The sequence below is a fragment of the Pseudomonas phoenicis genome (assembly GCF_047302395.1).
Taxonomy (GTDB): Bacteria; Pseudomonadota; Gammaproteobacteria; order Pseudomonadales; family Pseudomonadaceae; genus Aquipseudomonas.
Map to the genome: position 1 here is coordinate 4,296,776 of NZ_CP154852.1, position 17,476 is coordinate 4,314,251.

15 protein-coding genes are annotated in these 17,476 nt (G+C 64.0%); 4 read left to right on the forward strand and 11 right to left on the reverse strand.

Translation table 11 applies throughout. The features are described 5' to 3' along the window. Window positions 1-11: 11 nt before the first annotated feature. Window positions 12-1,331 carry an LLM class flavin-dependent oxidoreductase gene (locus AA0Z93_RS19510; protein ID WP_413047343.1) on the reverse strand — a complete coding sequence of 440 codons (1,320 nt, stop codon included), beginning with the start codon at window positions 1,329-1,331 and terminating at the stop codon, window positions 12-14. Further along, window positions 1,328-2,311 carry an ABC transporter substrate-binding protein gene (locus AA0Z93_RS19515; RefSeq protein WP_413047342.1) on the reverse strand — a complete coding sequence of 328 codons (984 nt, stop codon included), beginning with the start codon at window positions 2,309-2,311 and terminating at the stop codon, window positions 1,328-1,330. Before AA0Z93_RS19515 ends, AA0Z93_RS19510 begins: the two co-directional genes overlap by 4 nt. 288 nt (window positions 2,312-2,599) lie before the next feature. On the opposite strand from AA0Z93_RS19515, the gene AA0Z93_RS19520 reads away from it, so the two are divergent. Both AA0Z93_RS19520 and AA0Z93_RS19525 read left to right on the forward strand, forming a co-directional pair. After that, window positions 2,600-3,208 carry a cysteine dioxygenase gene (locus tag AA0Z93_RS19520; protein WP_413047341.1) on the forward strand — a complete coding sequence of 203 codons (609 nt, stop codon included), beginning with the start codon at window positions 2,600-2,602 and terminating at the stop codon, window positions 3,206-3,208. Next, complete coding sequence (locus tag AA0Z93_RS19525; protein ID WP_413047340.1) at window positions 3,205-4,788, forward strand: rhodanese homology domain-containing protein; 1,584 nt, start codon at window positions 3,205-3,207, stop codon at window positions 4,786-4,788. The genes AA0Z93_RS19520 and AA0Z93_RS19525 overlap by 4 nt, the downstream gene beginning before the upstream one ends. A 222-nt stretch (window positions 4,789-5,010) precedes the next feature. Here AA0Z93_RS19525 and pgm read toward each other — a convergent pair whose 3' ends face one another. From pgm to AA0Z93_RS19540, 3 genes are all read right to left on the reverse strand, one after another. Next, window positions 5,011-6,648 (reverse strand): phosphoglucomutase (alpha-D-glucose-1,6-bisphosphate-dependent), encoded by a 1,638-nt coding sequence (gene pgm, locus AA0Z93_RS19530; protein WP_413047339.1) that lies wholly within the window; start codon window positions 6,646-6,648, stop codon window positions 5,011-5,013. 82 nt (window positions 6,649-6,730) lie between these two features. Then, window positions 6,731-8,992 (reverse strand): helicase C-terminal domain-containing protein, encoded by a 2,262-nt coding sequence (locus AA0Z93_RS19535; protein WP_413047338.1) that lies wholly within the window; start codon window positions 8,990-8,992, stop codon window positions 6,731-6,733. Continuing rightward, entirely contained in the window at window positions 8,989-10,641 is a 1,653-nt protein-coding gene (locus AA0Z93_RS19540) for a VRR-NUC domain-containing protein (RefSeq protein ID WP_413047337.1), read from the reverse strand. The genes AA0Z93_RS19535 and AA0Z93_RS19540 overlap by 4 nt, the downstream gene beginning before the upstream one ends. Window positions 10,642-10,995: 354 nt before the next feature. Here AA0Z93_RS19540 and AA0Z93_RS19545 point away from each other — a divergent pair, with 354 nt between their 5' ends. Together AA0Z93_RS19545 and AA0Z93_RS19550 are read left to right on the forward strand one after the other, a co-directional pair. Continuing rightward, a complete protein-coding gene (locus AA0Z93_RS19545) occupies window positions 10,996-11,553 on the forward strand; it encodes a DUF1523 family protein (protein ID WP_413047336.1) in 558 nt (185 codons plus the stop codon). A 90-nt stretch (window positions 11,554-11,643) separates the two neighbouring features. Then, the gene (locus AA0Z93_RS19550) at window positions 11,644-12,900 is read left to right on the forward strand and encodes a VWA domain-containing protein (RefSeq protein ID WP_413047335.1); all 1,257 of its coding nucleotides are present in this window, start codon (window positions 11,644-11,646) and stop codon (window positions 12,898-12,900) included. A gap of 44 nt (window positions 12,901-12,944) precedes the next feature. Here AA0Z93_RS19550 and AA0Z93_RS19555 read toward each other — a convergent pair whose 3' ends face one another. The 6 genes from AA0Z93_RS19555 to AA0Z93_RS19580 are packed head-to-tail and all read right to left on the reverse strand — an operon-like array spanning window position 12,945 to window position 17,476. Further along, window positions 12,945-13,523 (reverse strand): TerD family protein, encoded by a 579-nt coding sequence (locus AA0Z93_RS19555; protein WP_413047334.1) that lies wholly within the window; start codon window positions 13,521-13,523, stop codon window positions 12,945-12,947. Window positions 13,524-13,553: 30 nt separating this feature from the next. Next, window positions 13,554-14,129, reverse strand: coding sequence for a TerD family protein (locus AA0Z93_RS19560; RefSeq protein ID WP_413047333.1), 576 nt, complete (start codon window positions 14,127-14,129; stop codon window positions 13,554-13,556). Between the two features lie 31 nt (window positions 14,130-14,160). Further along, window positions 14,161-15,195 (reverse strand): TerC/Alx family metal homeostasis membrane protein, encoded by a 1,035-nt coding sequence (locus AA0Z93_RS19565; protein WP_296268208.1) that lies wholly within the window; start codon window positions 15,193-15,195, stop codon window positions 14,161-14,163. Between the two features lie 11 nt (window positions 15,196-15,206). Next, a complete protein-coding gene (locus AA0Z93_RS19570; RefSeq protein WP_413047332.1) occupies window positions 15,207-15,656 on the reverse strand; it encodes a tellurite resistance TerB family protein in 450 nt (149 codons plus the stop codon). Between the two features lie 42 nt (window positions 15,657-15,698). Beyond that, window positions 15,699-16,892: a TerD family protein gene (locus tag AA0Z93_RS19575; protein WP_413047331.1), complete on the reverse strand. Its 1,194-nt coding sequence runs from the start codon at window positions 16,890-16,892 to the stop codon at window positions 15,699-15,701. Further along, window positions 16,889-17,476, reverse strand: a complete 588-nt coding sequence (locus AA0Z93_RS19580) for a TerD family protein (RefSeq protein ID WP_413047330.1) — start codon at window positions 17,474-17,476, stop codon at window positions 16,889-16,891. Before AA0Z93_RS19580 ends, AA0Z93_RS19575 begins: the two co-directional genes overlap by 4 nt.

A 17,476-nucleotide genomic window follows, 5' to 3' on the forward strand; every position in this document is an offset into this window, starting at 1 on the left:
GGTCGCACCGCTCAGTGCCGATTGGCGGGAACCCTCAGGCCCAGGCTTTCGCGCAGTGTGGTGCCTTCGTATTCGGTGCGATACAGACCCCGTGCCTGTAGCAGTGGGATCACTTCCTGGGTGAAACGCCTGAACTGCTCCGGGTGGCCGATGTACAGGTTGAAGCCATCCAGCGCCCGCGCCTCGAACCATTCGGCCATGGTCGCGGCCACGGTGTCGGCGCAGCCGACGAAGGCGCCGGGCCGCATCTGCCTGCCGAACTCTACGGCCTGGCGCAAGCTCAAGCCGTTATCGGCAGCGTGCCTGGCAATGCGCTGGGCGTTGGTGAAAAAGCTGCTGCGTGCGTAGTCCAGGCTCTGCTGGGGGAACGGCGCGTCGAGGTCGTACTGGCTGAAGTCGTGCCAGCCGAAATTGCGGCCGAACTCCTTGAGCGCCAGTTCGAAACTGTGGTCGGTGTCGTGATAATGCCGCTCGATCTCACGGGCCTGGGCATCGGTATCGCCCACATGGATCTCGGCCCCCGGCAGCACCAGCAGTTGCTCGGGGTCGCGCCCCAATTGGGCCGCACGGCCCTTCACATCGCGATAGAAGGCCTGCCCCTGCGCGATGCTGGCGGCATGGGTGAAGATCACGTCCGCCGTGGCCGCGCCCAGGGCGCGCCCCTGCTCCGAATCGCCGGCCTGGAAGATCACCGGCTGGCCTTGTGGCGAGCGCTGGATGTTCAGAGGGCCGACCACCTGGAAGTGCTCGCCGCGGTGGTGCAGCGCGTGCAGTTTGGCAGGGTCGAGAAACTGCCCGGTGTCGCGGTCGCGGACCAAGGCGCCGTCCTCGTAGGACTGCCACAGCCCTTGCACGACCTCGACATGCTCCTTGGCGCGGGCGTAACGGGTGTCGTAATCGTAGTGTTCGTCACGCCCGTAGTTGCCGGCCGTGCCGGCATCGCCGCTGGTGACCACGTTCCAGCCCGCGCGACCCTTGCTGATCAGGTCGAGGGATGCCAACCGGCGTGCGACGTTGAAGGGTGCGTTGTAGGAAGTGGTCAGGGTGCCGACCAACCCCAGACGTTTGGTGCTCACCGCCAGCGCCGAGAGCAGCGTCAAGGGCTCCAGGCGGTTGAGGTAGTGCGGCGGCGAGCCATCGGTGATGAACTGGCTGTCGACGATGAAGATCAGGTCGAACAGCGCGGCTTCGGCCTGGCGGGCGATGTCGACGTACCAGTCGATGTTGACGCTGGCGTCGGTCGGCAGCGCCGGGTCGCGCCAGAGGTTGTGCCGACCGGGGCCGCCGCAGCCCATGGTCAGGGCGCCGAGTTTGATCTGCCGCTGGCTCATGGTTGGGTGGCTCCGGCCTGAGGGTTGTCATGGGTGCCGTTGGCCTCGGGCTGCAAGGCGGCGCTGAAGGAGTCATCGAACAAGGTTGCCGCCGAGTAGGCCTTGATCAGTCCCAGGTCGGCGAAGAAAGCCACGGTTTTCTGCGCGTCCTGCACCACCTGTGGATTCAACGGACCTACGTCGGTACGCGCACGGGCGAACCAGGCACGGGCGATGTCGCGGTCGGCACGGGTGCGTTTGGCCCAGGCATCGGCATAGGCCTCGGTGTGCGTCGGGTCGCTCAAGGTCCATACACGGGCCTGCTTCAGGCGGCGCAGGAAGTCTTCGATCTGCGCGCGTTTTTCATCCACCGCTCGGGCGTTGGCGACGACGAAGCTTTGCGCCGGAATCAGTCCGTCGGCCGTGGCGATCACCCGCGCCCCGTGACGTTCGAGTTGGGTCACGTAGGGCTCCCAGGTAGCGATCACATCGACCGAGCCGCCGTCCAGCGCATGGGATGCGTCCAGGGCGCCTAGATAGCTCAACGACACGGCATCGCGCGGCACACCGGCCTTGTCCAGGGCGCTGAGCAGCAATTGCTGGCTCCACGAACCCTTCCACACCGCTGCGCGTTTGCCGCGCAGGTCTTGCAGGCTGTGGATGTCGGAGTCCTTGCGCACGACGATGGCCACGCCGGCGAGGTTCTGCCGGGTCACGGCGATGACCTTGATCGGCGCTCCCAGCGCGCCCAGGAACAGGGGCGGCGCATCGCCCAGCAGGCCCAGGTCGAGGCTGCCGACGTTGAGCGCCTCGGCCACGGGCGAACCTGCGGTGAACTGCTTCCATTCCAGGGTATAGGGCAGATCGTCGAGCACGCCCGCCGCTTCCATCACGGCGCGGGTGTTGAAGCTCTGGTCGCCGACCACCAGGGTCTGGGCGGCCGCGCTAAGACTGAGGGTCGAGGCCAGCGCGAGGGCGGCCCAGCGTTTGAGGTAGCGCACGTTCGTTCTCCATGTGCCATTGAGGCAAGTTGGGCCGATCCGCGCGTGCGGTCTCGAATCGCTCCTGGGAGCTCATGTCCGGGTTGGTGTTTTTTTCATAAGCAATGAATTTTTTATAATCTAAACGTCTTTTTCTGAAGCTGTGAAATTCGCTTTCGGCATAACCTAATGCTTTTTCGATGCTTATTAATAATATTATTTTGCATATTAGCTTATGGCTATTTTGCATTTTAATAATACTTACAAGCTTGTTAGGGTGCTGCCAATCCGTTAGCAAGAGCCGCTTCCATGAGTCAAGACACCCATCCTGAACGTCTGCGCCAGTTTCTCGCCGAACTGACCGAGCTGGTCGATCAGCAGCCGACCGAATCCGCACTGCTGGAACGGGGCCAAGCCCTCCTGGCACGCCTGGTCGCCCATGACGACTGGTTGCCAGCGGAGCTCGCCGAGCCGCATCCGGAGCACTACCAGCAATACCTGCTGCACTGCGATGCGCGTCAGCGCTTCAGTGTGGTCAGCTTCGTCTGGGGGCCGGGCCAGCGCACACCGGTGCACGACCACCGGGTCTGGGGGCTGATCGGCATGCTGCGCGGCGCCGAGGATGCGCAGGCGTACGCGCGTGACAGCGCGGGCGCCCTGGCGCCGCACGGTGCGCCGGTGCGCTTGCGCCCCGGCCAGGTCGAGGCGGTATCGCCGCGCATCGGCGACGTGCATCAGGTCAGCAACGCCTTGTCCGACCAGGTTTCGATCAGCATCCACGTCTATGGCGGCAATATCGGCGCCGTCAAGCGCGCCGTCTACCTTGCCGACGGCAGCGAGAAACCCTTCATTTCCGGTTATTCCAACCGCCACCTGCCCAACCTCTGGGACTTGTCCAAGGAGCGCCCCGCGCCATGACTGCACGCCCTACCCGCCACTTCCAAGACCTCCAGCGCGCGCTGCTCGCCGGAGAGGAACTGGCTTTGATCGATGTCCGCGAGGAACACCCCTTCGCCCAGGCCCACCCCTTGTTCGCCAGCAACATCGCTTTGTCACGGCTGGAACTGGAGGCGTATGCGCGCATTCCACGGCGTGACACGGCCATTACGGTCTACGACGATGGCGAAGGCCTGGCCGAAATCGCCGCCGAGCGCTTGCGCGCGCTGGGCTATGCCGACGTCGCCCTGCTCGAGGGCGGCCTGGCCGGCTGGCGCGAGGCCGGCGGCGAGCTGTTTCGCGACGTCAACGTGCCGAGCAAGGCGTTTGGAGAACTGGTCGAGCACGAGCGGCAAACGCCGTCGCTGTCGGCCGAAGACGTGCAAGCGCTGCTGGATGAAAAAGCCGACGTGGTGGTACTCGACGCGCGTCGCTTCGACGAATACCAGACCATGGGCATTCCCGGTGGCATCAGCGTGCCAGGGGCGGAATTGGTCTTGCGCGTGGCGGACATCGCGCCAGACCCCAACACCCAGGTGATCGTCAACTGCGCCGGGCGCACGCGCAGCATCATCGGTACCCAGTCGTTGCTCAACGCCGGCATCGCCAACCCGGTGGCGGCACTGCGCAACGGCACCATCGGCTGGACGTTGGCCGGCCAGGCGCTGGCCCACGGTCAATCCAGCGTCTTTCCCGACGCCAGTGCCGCACACCGTGAGGCCGCTGCCGAAAAAGCCCGCGCCGTCGCCGATCGCGCCGGCGTGCTGCGCGTGACCGGCGGCGAGCTGGCGCAGTGGCAGGCCGACGTCACACGTACCACCTATGTGTTCGACGTGCGCACGCCGCAGGCCTACAGCGCCGGCCATCTGCCGGGCAGCCGCTCGGTACCGGGTGGGCAATTGGTGCAGGAAACCGATCACGTGGCCAGCGTGCGTGGAGCGCGCATCGTCCTGGTGGACGACGACGGGGTGCGCGCCAACATGACCGCTTCCTGGCTGGCGCAGATGGGTTGGCAGGTGGCGGTGCTCGACGGCTTGGTCGCCGACGACTTCAGCGAGGTCGGCGAAGGCCGGGCCAGTCTGCCGACGCCACCGGCGGTGGACACGATCAGCCCGGCGCAGCTGGCCCAATGGCAAGAAGAGCCCGGCACGGTGCTGCTGGACTTCACCACCAGTGCCAACTACGTGCAACGGCACATTCCCGGCGCGCACTGGGCGATCCGTGCGCAGCTGCCCCAGGCGCTGGAGCGCCTGCCAAGGGCCGAACGTTACGTGCTGACCTGCGGCAGCAGCCTCCTGGCACGCTTCGCCAGCCGGGATTTGCAAGCGCTGACGCAGGTGCCGGTGTACGTGCTCGAAGGCGGCACGGCGCGTTGGATCGCCGAGGAGCGGGCACTGGACAGCGGCGAGCGGCACCTGGCGGTACCGCGCACCGACCGTTACCGCCGCCCTTACGAGGGCACCGACAACCCGCGCGAAGCGATGCAGGGGTATCTGGATTGGGAATTCGGGTTAGTGGCGCAACTGGAGCGCGACGGCACGCATGGTTTCAGGGTGCTGTGAGAAATACAGGCAGTGCTATGCCTGAAACGCCGACCTGATGGCCACCGTCTAGACCGCCGCGGCCCTTGTAGGAGCGGCTTCAGCCGCGATGGCCGGCAACGCCGGCCTGATGGCTGCGACTTCCACCCATGAGGGATAAACGGCGCTTAATGCCAGAGCGGCGCTGCCGACCCGTGAACCGAAGCGCCGGCCGTCACTCCTCATGTCACTCGCCAAGCGCGATCAAGCGATGGCGGTATCCACCAGCACTTGCGCCTCAGCCACCAGACGCTGCAAGTGCGCTTCGTCGACGAAGCTCTCAGCGTAGATCTTGTAGATGTCCTCAGTGCCCGACGGACGTGCGGCGAACCAGCCATTGGCCGTCATCACCTTCAGACCGCCGATGGCCTGGCCATTACCCGGCGCGTGGCTGAGGATCCGCTCGATGGGCTCGCCGGCCAGTTCCTTGGAAGTCACTTGCTCGGGAGCCAACTTGCTCAGCAGGCCTTTCTGCCGTGCGTCGGCCTTGGCCTCGACGCGAGTGGCGTAAGGCTTGCCCAGGGTGGCGGTCAGGTCGGCATAGGCCTGGCTCGGCGTACGGCCGGTACGCGCGGTCATTTCGGCGGCCAGCAAGGCCGGGATCAGCCCGTCCTTATCGGTGCACCAGACCGAACCGTCCAGACGCAGGAACGATGCACCCGCGCTTTCTTCACCGCCAAAGCCCAAAGAACCGTCGAACAGGCCTTGCGCGAAGAACTTGAAGCCCACCGGCACTTCGAACAACTCACGGCCCAGGCGCTGGGTGACGCGGTCGATCATGCCGCTGGAGACCACGGTCTTGCCGACCTTGGCCTGTGGATTCCACTGCGGCCGGTGGCGATACAGGTAATCGATGGCCACGGCCAGGTAGTTGTTCGGTTGCAGCAGGCCATCGGCGGTGACGATGCCGTGGCGGTCGTGGTCCGGGTCGCAGGCGAAAGCCACGTCGAAACGCTCGCGCAGACCGATCAGACCTTGCATGGCGTGGGGCGATGACGGGTCCATGCGGATCTGACCATCCCAGTCGACGCACATGAAGCGGAAAGTCGGATCGACTTCGCTGTTCACCACTTCCAGGTTCAACTGGTAGCGCTCGGCGATGGCAGCCCAGTAACGCACGCCTGCCCCGCCCAACGGATCGACGCCCAGACGCAGGTTGGCCTTGCGGATCACGTCGAAGTCGATGACGTTTTCCAGGTCCGCCACGTAGTGGCTGACATAGTCGTGACGCTGCGTGGTCGGCGCCTGCAGAGCCTGCTCGTGGCTGATGCGCTTGACGCCCGCGAGGTTCGCGGCGAGCAGTTCGTTAGCTTTGGCTTCGATCCACTTGGTGATGTCGCTGTCGGCCGGGCCGCCATTGGTGGGGTTGTACTTGAAGCCGCCGCTCTGCGGTGGGTTGTGCGACGGGGTGATCACCACGCCGTCGGCCAGCCCTTCGCTGCGCCCGCGGTTGTAGCAGAGGATGGCGTGGGAAACCGCCGGGGTGGGCGTGTACTCGTCGTCCTTGGACAACATCACCTGCACGCCGTTGGCCGCCAGCACCTGCAGCGCAGAGGCTGCGGCTGGGGCGGACAACGCATGGGTGTCGGCGCCGATGAACAGCGGCCCGGTGATGCCATTGGCCTCTCGATACAGGCAGATGGCCTGGGAAATGGCCAACACGTGATCTTCGTTGAAGCTCAGTTCCAGGGAGGTGCCGCGGTGGCCCGAGGTGCCGAAGGCCACGCGCTGACCAGCGATGGCCGCGTCTGGATGGCCGGTGTAGTAAGCGGTCAACAGGCGGGGAATATCGACCAACACGCTGGCCGGAGCTGGCTTGCCTGCCAATGGACTGAGCGTCATGCAAAACCTCGAGATCACGGAATGTAGGGGTAAGAGCGCACAGTGTACGAAGAGTTGCAGCATCGGGCGACGAGTACGGCGATTATTGTGTGGCGTAGCGCCACCAACCGGGAAACATCTGTTGCACCCGTGGCTCGGCGAAGCGTTCGTCGATCAGCATCAGCACGCCACGGTCCTGGTCGCCGCGGATCACCCGCCCAGCCGCTTGGATCACCTTGCGCACGCCCGGATACAGATAGGCGTAGTCGAAGCCGGCGCCGTACTGGCGGTGCAGGCGCTGCTTGAACTGCTCGTTGACCGGGTTGACCTGCGGCAGACCCAGGGTCGCGACGAATGCGCCGATCAGACGGGTGCCGGCCAAGTCGACGCCCTCGGCGAAAGCCCCACCCAATACGGCGAAGCCTATTCCCCGACCATCGACCACGAAACGCTCGAGGAAAGCCTCGCGGGCGGCCTCGTCCATGCCGGCGGCCTGGGCCCAGGTGGGAATCTGCGGGTGGCGCTCGGCCAGGTGCCCGGCCACTTGCTGCAAGTATTCGAAGCTGCTGAAGAACGCCAGGTAGTTGCCGGGCTGGCGCTGATACTGCTCGGCGATCAGCGCGACGATGGGCGCCACCGAGGCCTGGCGCTGCTGATAGCGGGTCGACACCTGGCTGACGATGCGCACCTCCAGTTGCTCGGCCTGGAACGGCGCCTGCACTTCCAGCCAGGCGGTGTCGTCGGGCATCCCCAACAGATCGCGGTAGAAGCGCTGCGGGCCAAGGGTGGCGGAAAACAGCGTGACGCTGCGCGCGGCGCGCATGCGCGGGTTCAACAAGCGCGCCGGCACCACGTTGCGCAGGCACAGGGCTGCCAGCTTGCGCTTGCGTGGGCCGTTGCGCAGGGTGATGTCGAACAGGTAGTGCTCGTCGAACAGCTCGGCCACCCGGCTGAACTGCAGGGCATTGAAGTAGAACTGCAGCAGCGCCGGGTCGATCTGCGTCGGGGTCTGCTCAAGGCGTTCCTGCACCTGGCCGAGGAACTGCTGCAACACCCGCAGGAACGCCTCGGGCAACCGCTCGCGGGCCTGGTACGGCGCGACCTGGTCCTTGAACAGGGCGTTCCACTGGCGGTTGAGCTTGTCGAGGGTCTTGTCCAGACCTGCGGGCGGGTTCTGGCGCAGGGCCAGCAGCTGCCCCTGGTCGAAGCTGGCGCTGTACATCTGCCGGCCGCGCTCGACCAGGTTGTGCGCCTCGTCCACCAGCACCGCCACACGCCACTGGTTGGCCTGGCTCAGGCCGAACAGCAAGGCATGGGCGTCGAAATAGTAGTTGTAGTCGGCGACGACCACATCGACCCAACGCGCCATCTCCTGGCCCAGGTAATAGGGGCAGACCCGATGCGCCTGAGCCACTTCGCGCAGACTCGTCTGGTCCAGCACCGGGCGAAGCCCTGCGGCCTCGCGGGCAGCGGGCAGCCGATCGTAGAAACCTTGGGCCAGCGGGCAGGATTCGCCATGGCAGGCGCTGCCCGGATGCTCGCAGGCCTTGTCGCGGGCGATCAGCTCCAGGGTGCGCAGCGCCGGCTGGGTGCTGGCACGCTCGATCTGCTGCAAGGCGTCCAGGGCCAACTTGCGGCCCGGCGTCTTGGCCGTGAGGAAAAACACTTTGTCCAACTGCTGCGGCACCACGGCCTTGAGCAGCGGAAACAGCGTGCCGAGGGTCTTGCCGATACCGGTGCTGGCCTGGGCCAGCAGACAACGCCCGGTGCTGACCGCTTTGTACAAGGTCTCGGCCAACTGGCGCTGGCCCTGACGAAACTGCGGGTAGGGAAAGGCCAGGGTTTGCAGACCTTGGTCGCGCTCCGCCAGGCGGCGCTCCTGGGTTTGCGCCCAGGCCAGGAAGCGCTGGCACTGCAGGTCGAAGAACGCCTTGAGTTCCTCAGCGGTACAGGCCTGATCGATCAGGGTCTGGCGATCGCTGTCGACGTCAAGGTACACGAGCACGACTTCGATGGCGTCCAGTCCACGGCTCTGGCACAGCAGCCAGGCGTAGACCTTGGCCTGGGCCCAGTGCAGTTGCCGATGGTTGTCGGGCTGGCGGGACAGGTCGCCGCGGTGGGTCTTCACCTCTTCCAGACGATTGCGCAGCGGGTCGTAGCCATCGGCCCGGCCGCGCACCTTCAGGCCCGGGTATTCGCCGCTGAGGGGTACTTCGACTTCGTAGTCGGCGCCCCGACTCGCGGCCACGCGGCGATGGCCCTCGATGCCCTCCTGCGCGGTAGGCGACGGCGTGAAGCGCAGATCCAGGTCGCCCACCTTGGCGCTGAACTCGCACAGCGCCCGTACGGCCACGCTGTAGGTCATGCCGCCTCGCGCCAGCGCACGTGGCAAACCTCCACGGGAAGCCCGTGCTGTTCGCAGAAGGCCAGCCAACGCAATTGGTTGTCTTGCAGGCGGTCGCCGGGGCCTTTGACTTCGATCATCCGGTAGCGGCCCTGATCGGGCCAGAACTGGATCAGATCGGGCATCCCGGTGCGATTGTTGCGGATGTCCTGCAACAGGCGCAGGAAGCAGGCCTGCAGATGCGCAGGCGGCAGGCAATGCAGGGCCTGCTCGAGTAGCGCTGGGGTGAGTACCTGCCAGATCACGAAGGGCGACTGCAAACCGTACTTGGCGCTGAAGCGCTCGACGATCACCTGCCGATAGCTGCCGTCGGTCAATTGCTCGATGCAACGGTCGAAATGGGCTTGGCGGCGCAGTTGGAAGTCGGCGTCGTGCAGATCTTGCGGCGCGCTCTGGAACGGGTGGAAAAAGGCACCTGGGATGGGCGCGAACACCGCATCCCAGCACAGCAGGCCGAACAGGCTGTTGAACAGCGTGTTTTCCACGTAGTGCACCTCGCCGCCGGCATCTTCCAGCAGATGCTGACGCACGGCACGCTCGACGCCGAGCGCGGCCATCTCGCGCGGCAGTTCCAGCTCCAGCGTCTGTACCGCGCGAGCGCGGCGGCGCGACTGCGGCGGGCCACCGAGCTTGCGCAGCAGGCGCGGCAGCATGCGCTCGCAGGCCTGGGCTTCCAGCGCGTTGGCAGGCGCCGCCGCCATCTGCGTGGCCAGCTCGAACGCCGCTTGCCACTGTTCGCTGCGCTCATGCACACGAACCTGGCGAATGCGTGCCTCAGCGTGGCTGCAATCCCGATACACCGCCAGCGCCAGCGGCCAGTCGGCCAGCCGTTCGCATTGCTGGCCGACCTGGAACAGCAAACGCGAACGGCGCCGCTCCAGCCAAGGGTTGTCGGCGTGCAGGCCTTGTACGGCAGCGTGCAGTTCGGCGGGCGACGCCCCGGCGTCCAGGCGTTCGGCGCATTGGTGCAATGCCATGGCCAGAGCGACTTCGCTGCGTTGACGCAATGCGCGCGAGTCAGCGCAGAAAGCCACCCGTTCGAAGCGCAACACACCCATGTCGGCCAGGACGAATTCCGACCAGTCCTGGTAGAGGTTGCCGAAGAACAGCAGCCTCAGTCGGTCGCACAGCGGTTGCAGCTGCCAGTGCAGAATGCGCACAGGGAACTGCGGCAACCAGGCAGCCAGCGGCCGGGCAGGCAATTGCAGCTCGGCAAGCTGCAACAGCAACTGCGACTTGGCGGCCCGTGGCCGCGCCAACAGGTGGGCGAAACCCTGCGCCAGCTCGTCCTTGAGCAGCACGGCACCCAACTGCTCCAGGCTCAAAGGCCCGTCGTCACGGACCCAGCCCTGCTCCAGCAGGGGTTGCAAGGCCAGATGGGTATCGCCGATCTCTGCATAGTCGAGCCGGTCGCCGCGGAACAGCTCGCCTTTGCGCATCACCATGCGCACCAGCAACGCCTGGGAGGTATCGGGCAGTTCGACGAATCGTCGGATGAAGGCATGCTCGTCGTCGTCGAGCAGGTCGGCGTAGCGCATCTCGACCCAGGTCAGGACCTGGCGGAAATTATGCAGGTAATAGAACGGGTCTTGGACGGAGTGGGCGATCACAGTGCAAGGGCCGGGCAGCGTAGAAGGGACACTGTTTATACATACAGATCCGTCCAAGTGACAAGCACCGTGGATCGGATGGGCAGTCGCGAGCTGGCCGGTACATTCTGTGAAACCCGTATTTTCTAGGCCATAGCGCGATGCAGTAGATTTCGACCGGACCTGGTGGCTGACGGGCGGCATTTCGAGATGGGATCAGGCGACACAGGTGGCGCTGTTCCAATCCTGAGCGAGCGCTCGGTTTGCCTGGCTGAACGTCGTCCTGGGAAGCGGAAGGATTTTGCAACATTTAAGCGTCACACCCGCTATCGTTTCCCCTGCATATTCGCCCATTTCCAGCAGAGTGAACCCCGTATGCCTTGGTTGAAACGTTTGATCGCGGTGCTGTGCCTGCTCGTGCTCGCAGCCCTGGCGCTGAGCCTGCACTACTACCTGCCCCGCCATGAAGTGGTGCGCGTCACCGGAGTCGAGGTCAAACGCATGGACGCCGATGGGGTGATCAACGCCGAGAACCCGGCCGATGGGCCGACCCGCGACGTCTACTTCATCAACACCGTCACCAACGACGCCACCCGCGACGTCACGGTGTACCGCAACGAAGACACCGGCTGGGGCTTCCCCTGGTACTTCAAGTTCGACAGCGCCGACCTGCAGGCCAAGGCCCAGGACTATTCGCGCGACGCCAACCAACTGGCGGTGATCCGCTACTACGGCTGGCGCTTCCAGATGTTCTCGATGTTCCCCAACATCACCGACATCAAGGCTACCCCTACCGCCAGCACGCCGTTCCCGCTGTTCAACACCCTGTTCTTCGCGGTGTTGCTGCTCATCGTGTTGGGCATCGTGCTGGCGGTGCGCAACCGCTTGCGTCGCCGCCACCGGCCGATGGCGCCGGACATGCCGCCGCGCTGAAGACGGTTGCCGACATCGCCGCTGCGCAAAGGTCAATGATGATGCGCAGCGGCTTCCCTGCCCTGCTTCGCATTCGAACAAGGAGATTCCATGCAACTTACTCAGGGTCAGCGCCTCCCTTTGAGCAGCCTCGGCCTCGACACGCGCGTCAGCGTGGCGGTCAGCATCGAATGTCGGCACGAGATCGACTTCGCCTGCTTTGGCCTCGACAGCCAGGGCAAGCTGTCGGACGACCGCTTCATGGTGTTCTTCAACCAGCCCAGCGCCCCCGCACAAGCCATTCGCTTGCGTGGCCCCGGCCAATTCGATATCGACCTCGCCGCGCTGCCGAACAGCATCGAACGGCTGGTGTTCACCGCTGCCATCGATGGCGACGGCGCGATGAATGCCATTGCGAGCGGACGTTTCACGGTCTCAGGCTTGGGTCAGGCCGCGGCAGCCACTTGCGAGTTCGGGCCGACCATCTTCAGCGCCGAGAAAGCCATCATGGTGCTCGACGTTTACCGTAAAGGCGGCGAATGGCGCGTGCTGGCCAACCTGCAAGGCTTTAGCGAAGGTTTGGCTGCCTTGGTTCGACACTTTGGCGGTGAGGTACAGGATGAGCCGGCACCCGTGCCAGCCCCCCCTACCGTACAGGCCACCTTCTCGCTCGAGAAGAAAGTCGCCGCTGCGGCACCGGCGTTGGTCAGCCTGGCCAAAAAGGCACAAATCAGCCTGGAAAAGAACAAGCTCACCCAGGTCAAGGCCAAGGTGGCCGTGGTGCTGGATGCTTCGGGATCGATGAATGGCCAATACAGCCGTGGCCGGGTACAGGAGGTGCTCGACCGTCTGCTGCCCCTGGCGGTGGCTTTCGACGACGACGGCGAGCTGGACGTGTTCGCCTTCGGCGCCAAACCGGTGCAACTCTCCCCTGCCACGCTACACAATTACCAGCACTACGTGACCACCGATCAAGGCGGCTGGCGTAAGTGGAGCGTCGGCGCACGCATCAACGACGAGCCCAAGGCCATGCGCCTGGTCATGGATTACTACCGCCAGGCGGGCGACAGAACCCCGGTGTACATCCTCTTCGTAAGCGACGGCGGCGTGCACGAGAACCGCGCCATTACCCGCCTGATGATGGAAGCGTCCAACCAGCCTTTCTTCTGGCAGTTCGTCGGCTTGGGCGGGTCCAATTACGGCATACTGGAGAAGCTCGACGACATGGCTGGCCGTGTGGTGGACAACTGCAACTTCTTCGCCCTGGACGATCTGCACGATGTATCCGAAGAAGAGCTGTACGACCGGCTGATGGAGGAGTTCCCAGGCTGGCTGCGGGAAGCGAAGGCTAAAAACATCATCGCCTAGACGAAAAAAACCCCTGCGAGCAGGGGTTTTTTCATGGCGCCGGGTTAGCCGATGCTTACACCATGAGCTTCGGCCAATGGCTTGAGGCCACCCGCGAAGCCCTGGCCAATGGCTTTGAACTTGAACTCGTCGCCATTGCGGTACAGCTCACCGAAGATCATCGCCGTTTCGGTGGAGGCGTCTTCGCTCAGGTCGTAGCGCGCCAGTTCCTTGCCGTCGGCCTTGTTGATGACGCGGATGTAAGCGTTGCTCACCTGGCCGAAGCTTTGCTTACGTGCGTCCGCATCGTGGATGGTCACGGCGAAGACCAGCTTCTTGACGTCCTGGGCCAAGCCGGTCAGCTTCACGTTGACCTGCTCGTCGTCGCCATCGCCCTGGCCCGAGCGGTTGTCGCCCAAGTGTTCGATGGAGCCGTCGGCCGACGTCTTGTTGTTGTAGAAGATGAAGCCGGTATCGTTCAGCACTTTGCCGTTTTCACCCACTACGAACACCGATGCGTCGAGGTCGAACTCTGCGCCGTCGGTGACGCGCGCGTCCCAACCCAGACCGACCGTGACTTCCGCAAGGCCCGGAGCCTCTTTGGACAGGGATACGTTACCGCCTTTGCTCAAGCTGACTGCCATGAGGTGTGTTCCTTCTTCAATGGGTGAAAATCAGAATGCCAGACCGAAGCCAGTCGCAACGGCCTTGAGGCCACCTGCATAACCCTGGCCCACCGCGCGAAACTTCCACTCACCGGCATTGCGGTAGAGCTCGGCGAAGATCATCGCGGTTTCGGTCGAGGCGTCCTCGGCCAGGTCATAGCGCACCACTTCGTTGCCGTTGGTTTCGTTGACGACGCGGATGAAAGCGCCGCCCACTTGACCGAAGTTCTGCTTGCGGGCATCGGCATCGTGGATGGTCACGGTGAACACGACCTTTTCGACGTCGGCCGGCACGCGGCTCAAGTCGACCTTGATCACTTCGTCGTCGCCGTCACCCGCGCCGGTACGGTTGTCACCGGTGTGCTCGACCGAACCGTCGGCGCTCTTGAGCTGGTTGTAGAAGATGAAGTCGGCTTCGCTGCGCACTTTGCCGTCGCCCTTGAGCAGGAAGGCGCTGGCGTCGAGGTCGAATTCTTGGCCATCGGTCGCACGTGGGTCCCAACCCAGGCCCACGATCACCCGAGTCAGAGAGGGATCGGTCTTGGTCAGGCTGAGGTTGCCACCTTTGGAAAGGCTGAGTGCCATTTGACTAACTCCTTGTGTTTTTACCGAGATTTCACTTGGATTCTGCCGATGCGTCGTCCTTTGCGGGGAAGATCACACTGGCGAGGATACCGATGACCAGGGTCACCATGACGATGAGCAAGCTGGTGTTCGGATCGATGGTGTAGCCGTGGTGGAACATGTGGTCGGTGGCGTTGAGCGCCAGTTTCAGAGCGATGAAGAACAGCAGGGCAATGACCGCTTTCTCCAGGTGCACCAGGTAGCGCTTGAGCGCTTCGAGCACGAAGTACATGGTCCGCAGACCGAGAATGGCGAACAGCATGGCCGAATAGACGATCAGAGGCTCACGGCTGACGGCGATCACCGCCGGTACCGAGTCGAAGGCGAACAGCACGTCGGAGACTTCCACCACCACCAGGCAGAGGAACAGCGGCGTGGCGAACAAGGTGCCTTTGGCAGCCAGGCTCATACCCTTGTTCTCGGGCTTGAGCAGCTCCCCTTCGAGTTCCTTGCGGCGAACGAAGAAGTGGTTGCCGTGCAGTTTCGGCCAGACCGGGAACAGCATCTTGGCGAAGCGGTAGGCGATGTGCTTGGAGTAGTCTTCCTCTTCCTCATCGTCCCCGCCGCTTCGCAGCATCATGATCGCCGTCCAGGCGACGATCACCGCGAACACCACCTCCACCCATGGGCCGAAGGCCAGCAGGCCGGTACCGATGGCTACGAACACGCCGCGGAAGACGATGGCGCCGATGATGCCCCAGTACAGGATGCGGTGACGCAGGTTATCAGGCACCTTGAACCAGGCGAAGATGGCCATGAAGACGAACAGGTTGTCGACGCTCAGCACTTTTTCCAGGGCATAGCCCGTCACGAACAGGCTGGCGACCTGTGGGCCGTGATGGATGTAGAGGAAACCTGCGAACGCCAGCGAGATGGCGATCCAGAACACCGACCAGATGGAGGCGTTGGCCAAGGTGATCTGCTTGTCGCCACGGTGCGTGACCATGTCCAGCAGCAGCGCGCCTACCGCGATGCCGATGAAGACCGCCATGGTCAGCGGGGGAAAACCGATATGGGTAGCTTCCACGGTTGTTTACCTTAAAGTTCGAAATCAGCCGGGTTTAGGCCCAGCTCCATGCACATCTGGCGGCAAGCCGCCTTTTCCTTCTCATCGAAGTCACCGTCCGACGCCCCGATGGCGCAGGTCACGCGTACCAGCAGTCGCGCGGCGCTTTCGTTTTCCTTGATCCGGCCAATGACCTTCAGGGCCTCCGCCTGACCGATCTGCGGATCGAACTCGAACTTGGCCACCGCGTCGTTGAACACGGCCAGCACGTCGGTGAGGCTGAACACCTTGAGTTCCGGGGAGGTGTTGAGAAACGCCGCCATCTTCTGCTTTTCTTCGGCACCCGCGCCGTTGCTGGCCATGGCCACCATGGCGCTGGCGTTGGAAATCGCCTCCATGAACTTGCGGTTCTTGTGCTTGGCCACCTCGGTGGTCAGCGTTTCGCGGGCTTTAGCCGCGTTGGTTTTCAGCCATGCCAGCATGGTTACCACCTCTGAAGACGGGCTCGGCCCGCGGATTATGAGTCACTTGGAGCCTGCGCTCCAACGCATGCCCCAGTTGTAAGCCTTGTCCATCGGTTCCTGAGAACGGTGGAAATCGACACGGCGGGTCACCTTGACCGAGCCGCCGTCATTTTCGAGCAGCGCGATGGCGCAGCAGCCCAGGCGGCCGCCCTCTTCGTTCAAACGCACTTCGATCTCCGGTTGCCCTGGGACGAAGATGGTTACCACGCCATCGGTTTGCGCCCAGTTGGGCGCACCGTCGTAGATGAAGGCGTAGACCAGGATACGGCGTACCTCGCTCCAGCGATCGCCGTTGATGTGCAGCCACTCGCCACCGGATACGGAACCGGTGCGGTCGTCGCCCATCAGTTGCACGTACGGCTCGTCGTGCAGCGAACCAAAAGCGTTGCCCAGCGCCTGGACCACGCCTTTGTAGCCATTTTGCAGTTCGAACAGGCAACCGACGTCGAGATCGACCGATTTGCTGCGGCCGAAGAACCCTGTCTTGCCTTTGTTCCAGTTGAGGTTGACGCGAATCTCACCGAAGCCGCCGGCTTTTTTATCGAGGCTGATGGAAGCGCGAGACTTGTCGAGGGTGATCTTGCTCAGGTTGATGCTGGGCTTGGGCGCAGGGGGAGGCACTGGTGCGGCCGCTGGTGCCGGTGGGGGCACGGGGCTCGGCGTCGGTGCAGGATTGGCAGCAGGTTCGGGTGCGGCGATGTCGACCCCGAAATGGGTTGCCAACGGAGCCAACCCGCCTGCGAAACCTTGACCCACACAGCGGAACTTCCAAGCGCCCTGACGGCGATAGAACTCGCCCAGGATCAACGCGGTTTCGTTCATGCCCGCAGTGGGAATCTGCGCATCCACTCCACCTGAAAGGCGGACGCCGAGACTGGAAACACGCGCAAACGCCGCTTTGTTCTCGTGGATGGTGGCAGTCAGCGCGACCTTCTCGATGGCGGCGTCGAGACGGGCCAGGTCGATCGAGAACACTGTACGCCCAGGATTGCTTTCCACCAGCTGTATGGCGCCCGACGACACGCTGGGCTGGCCATAGAAACACATGTCGTCGTCGCTACGCACCTTGCCACTGGCGGCCAGGGCGAAGGCCGACACGTCGATGTCGGCACCGGGAATGGTCGAATAGACCACTTCCACTCGGCTGAGCGCGGTATCGACCGCAGCATTGGCGCCCGGAGTGAGGCTGGTCATGCGCGCACCGCCTGGGCCGCGAGCCCGACCAGATCATCGACCGTCCGCCCGCTGGCGGTCGAACCGATGGTGTGGAACTCCCAGCCCGCCGCGCCGCGCGACAGGCGCGCCATGACCAGACCGGTGTGCGCGCCTTGCTGGGACAGGTTGAAACGTGCCAGCTCGACGTTATTGGCCGGGTTGACGATGCGGCAATAGGCGTTCTGCACGCGTTCGAAGTTTTCCCCGGTAAAGGAATTGACGGTGAACACCAGGTGGGTCACTGCCGCCGGCAGGCCATTGAGATCGACCTCGATGGATTCATCGTCACCGTCGCCCTCGCCGGTCCGGTTGTCGCCGTTGTGCACCACCGATCCGTCGCGGGATTTGAGCTGCCTGAACCAGACAACGTCCATCGACTTGAGGTTGGCGTCGAACAGGATGCACGACGCATCGAGATCGATACCGCCGCCGCCACCGAACAATTTGCCCAGCAGGCCGGCCTTGACCGGGTCCCAACCCAGCCCGAGGGTGACCTTGGACAGGCCGCTACCGGCGGTCTTTTCCAGGGAAATGCTTTGGTTCTTCGAAAGGGTGAGTGCCAT

Bases quoted from the DNA above. Each gene is read 5' to 3' on its own strand.
- AA0Z93_RS19510 (WP_413047343.1), bottom strand. From the start codon at position 1,331: ATGAGCCAGCGGCAGATCAAACTCGGCGCCCTGACCATGGGCTGCGGC.
- AA0Z93_RS19520 (WP_413047341.1), top strand. From the start codon at position 2,600: ATGAGTCAAGACACCCATCCTGAACGTCTGCGCCAGTTTCTCGCCGAA.
- AA0Z93_RS19525 (WP_413047340.1), top strand. From the start codon at position 3,205: ATGACTGCACGCCCTACCCGCCACTTCCAAGACCTCCAGCGCGCGCTG.
- pgm (WP_413047339.1), bottom strand. From the start codon at position 6,648: ATGACGCTCAGTCCATTGGCAGGCAAGCCAGCTCCGGCCAGCGTGTTG.
- AA0Z93_RS19535 (WP_413047338.1), bottom strand. From the start codon at position 8,992: ATGACCTACAGCGTGGCCGTACGGGCGCTGTGCGAGTTCAGCGCCAAG.
- AA0Z93_RS19545 (WP_413047336.1), top strand. From the start codon at position 10,996: ATGCCTTGGTTGAAACGTTTGATCGCGGTGCTGTGCCTGCTCGTGCTC.
- AA0Z93_RS19550 (WP_413047335.1), top strand. From the start codon at position 11,644: ATGCAACTTACTCAGGGTCAGCGCCTCCCTTTGAGCAGCCTCGGCCTC.
- AA0Z93_RS19555 (WP_413047334.1), bottom strand. From the start codon at position 13,523: ATGGCAGTCAGCTTGAGCAAAGGCGGTAACGTATCCCTGTCCAAAGAG.
- AA0Z93_RS19560 (WP_413047333.1), bottom strand. From the start codon at position 14,129: ATGGCACTCAGCCTTTCCAAAGGTGGCAACCTCAGCCTGACCAAGACC.
- AA0Z93_RS19570 (WP_413047332.1), bottom strand. From the start codon at position 15,656: ATGCTGGCATGGCTGAAAACCAACGCGGCTAAAGCCCGCGAAACGCTG.
- AA0Z93_RS19575 (WP_413047331.1), bottom strand. From the start codon at position 16,892: ATGACCAGCCTCACTCCGGGCGCCAATGCTGCGGTCGATACCGCGCTC.
- AA0Z93_RS19580 (WP_413047330.1), bottom strand. From the start codon at position 17,476: ATGGCACTCACCCTTTCGAAGAACCAAAGCATTTCCCTGGAAAAGACC.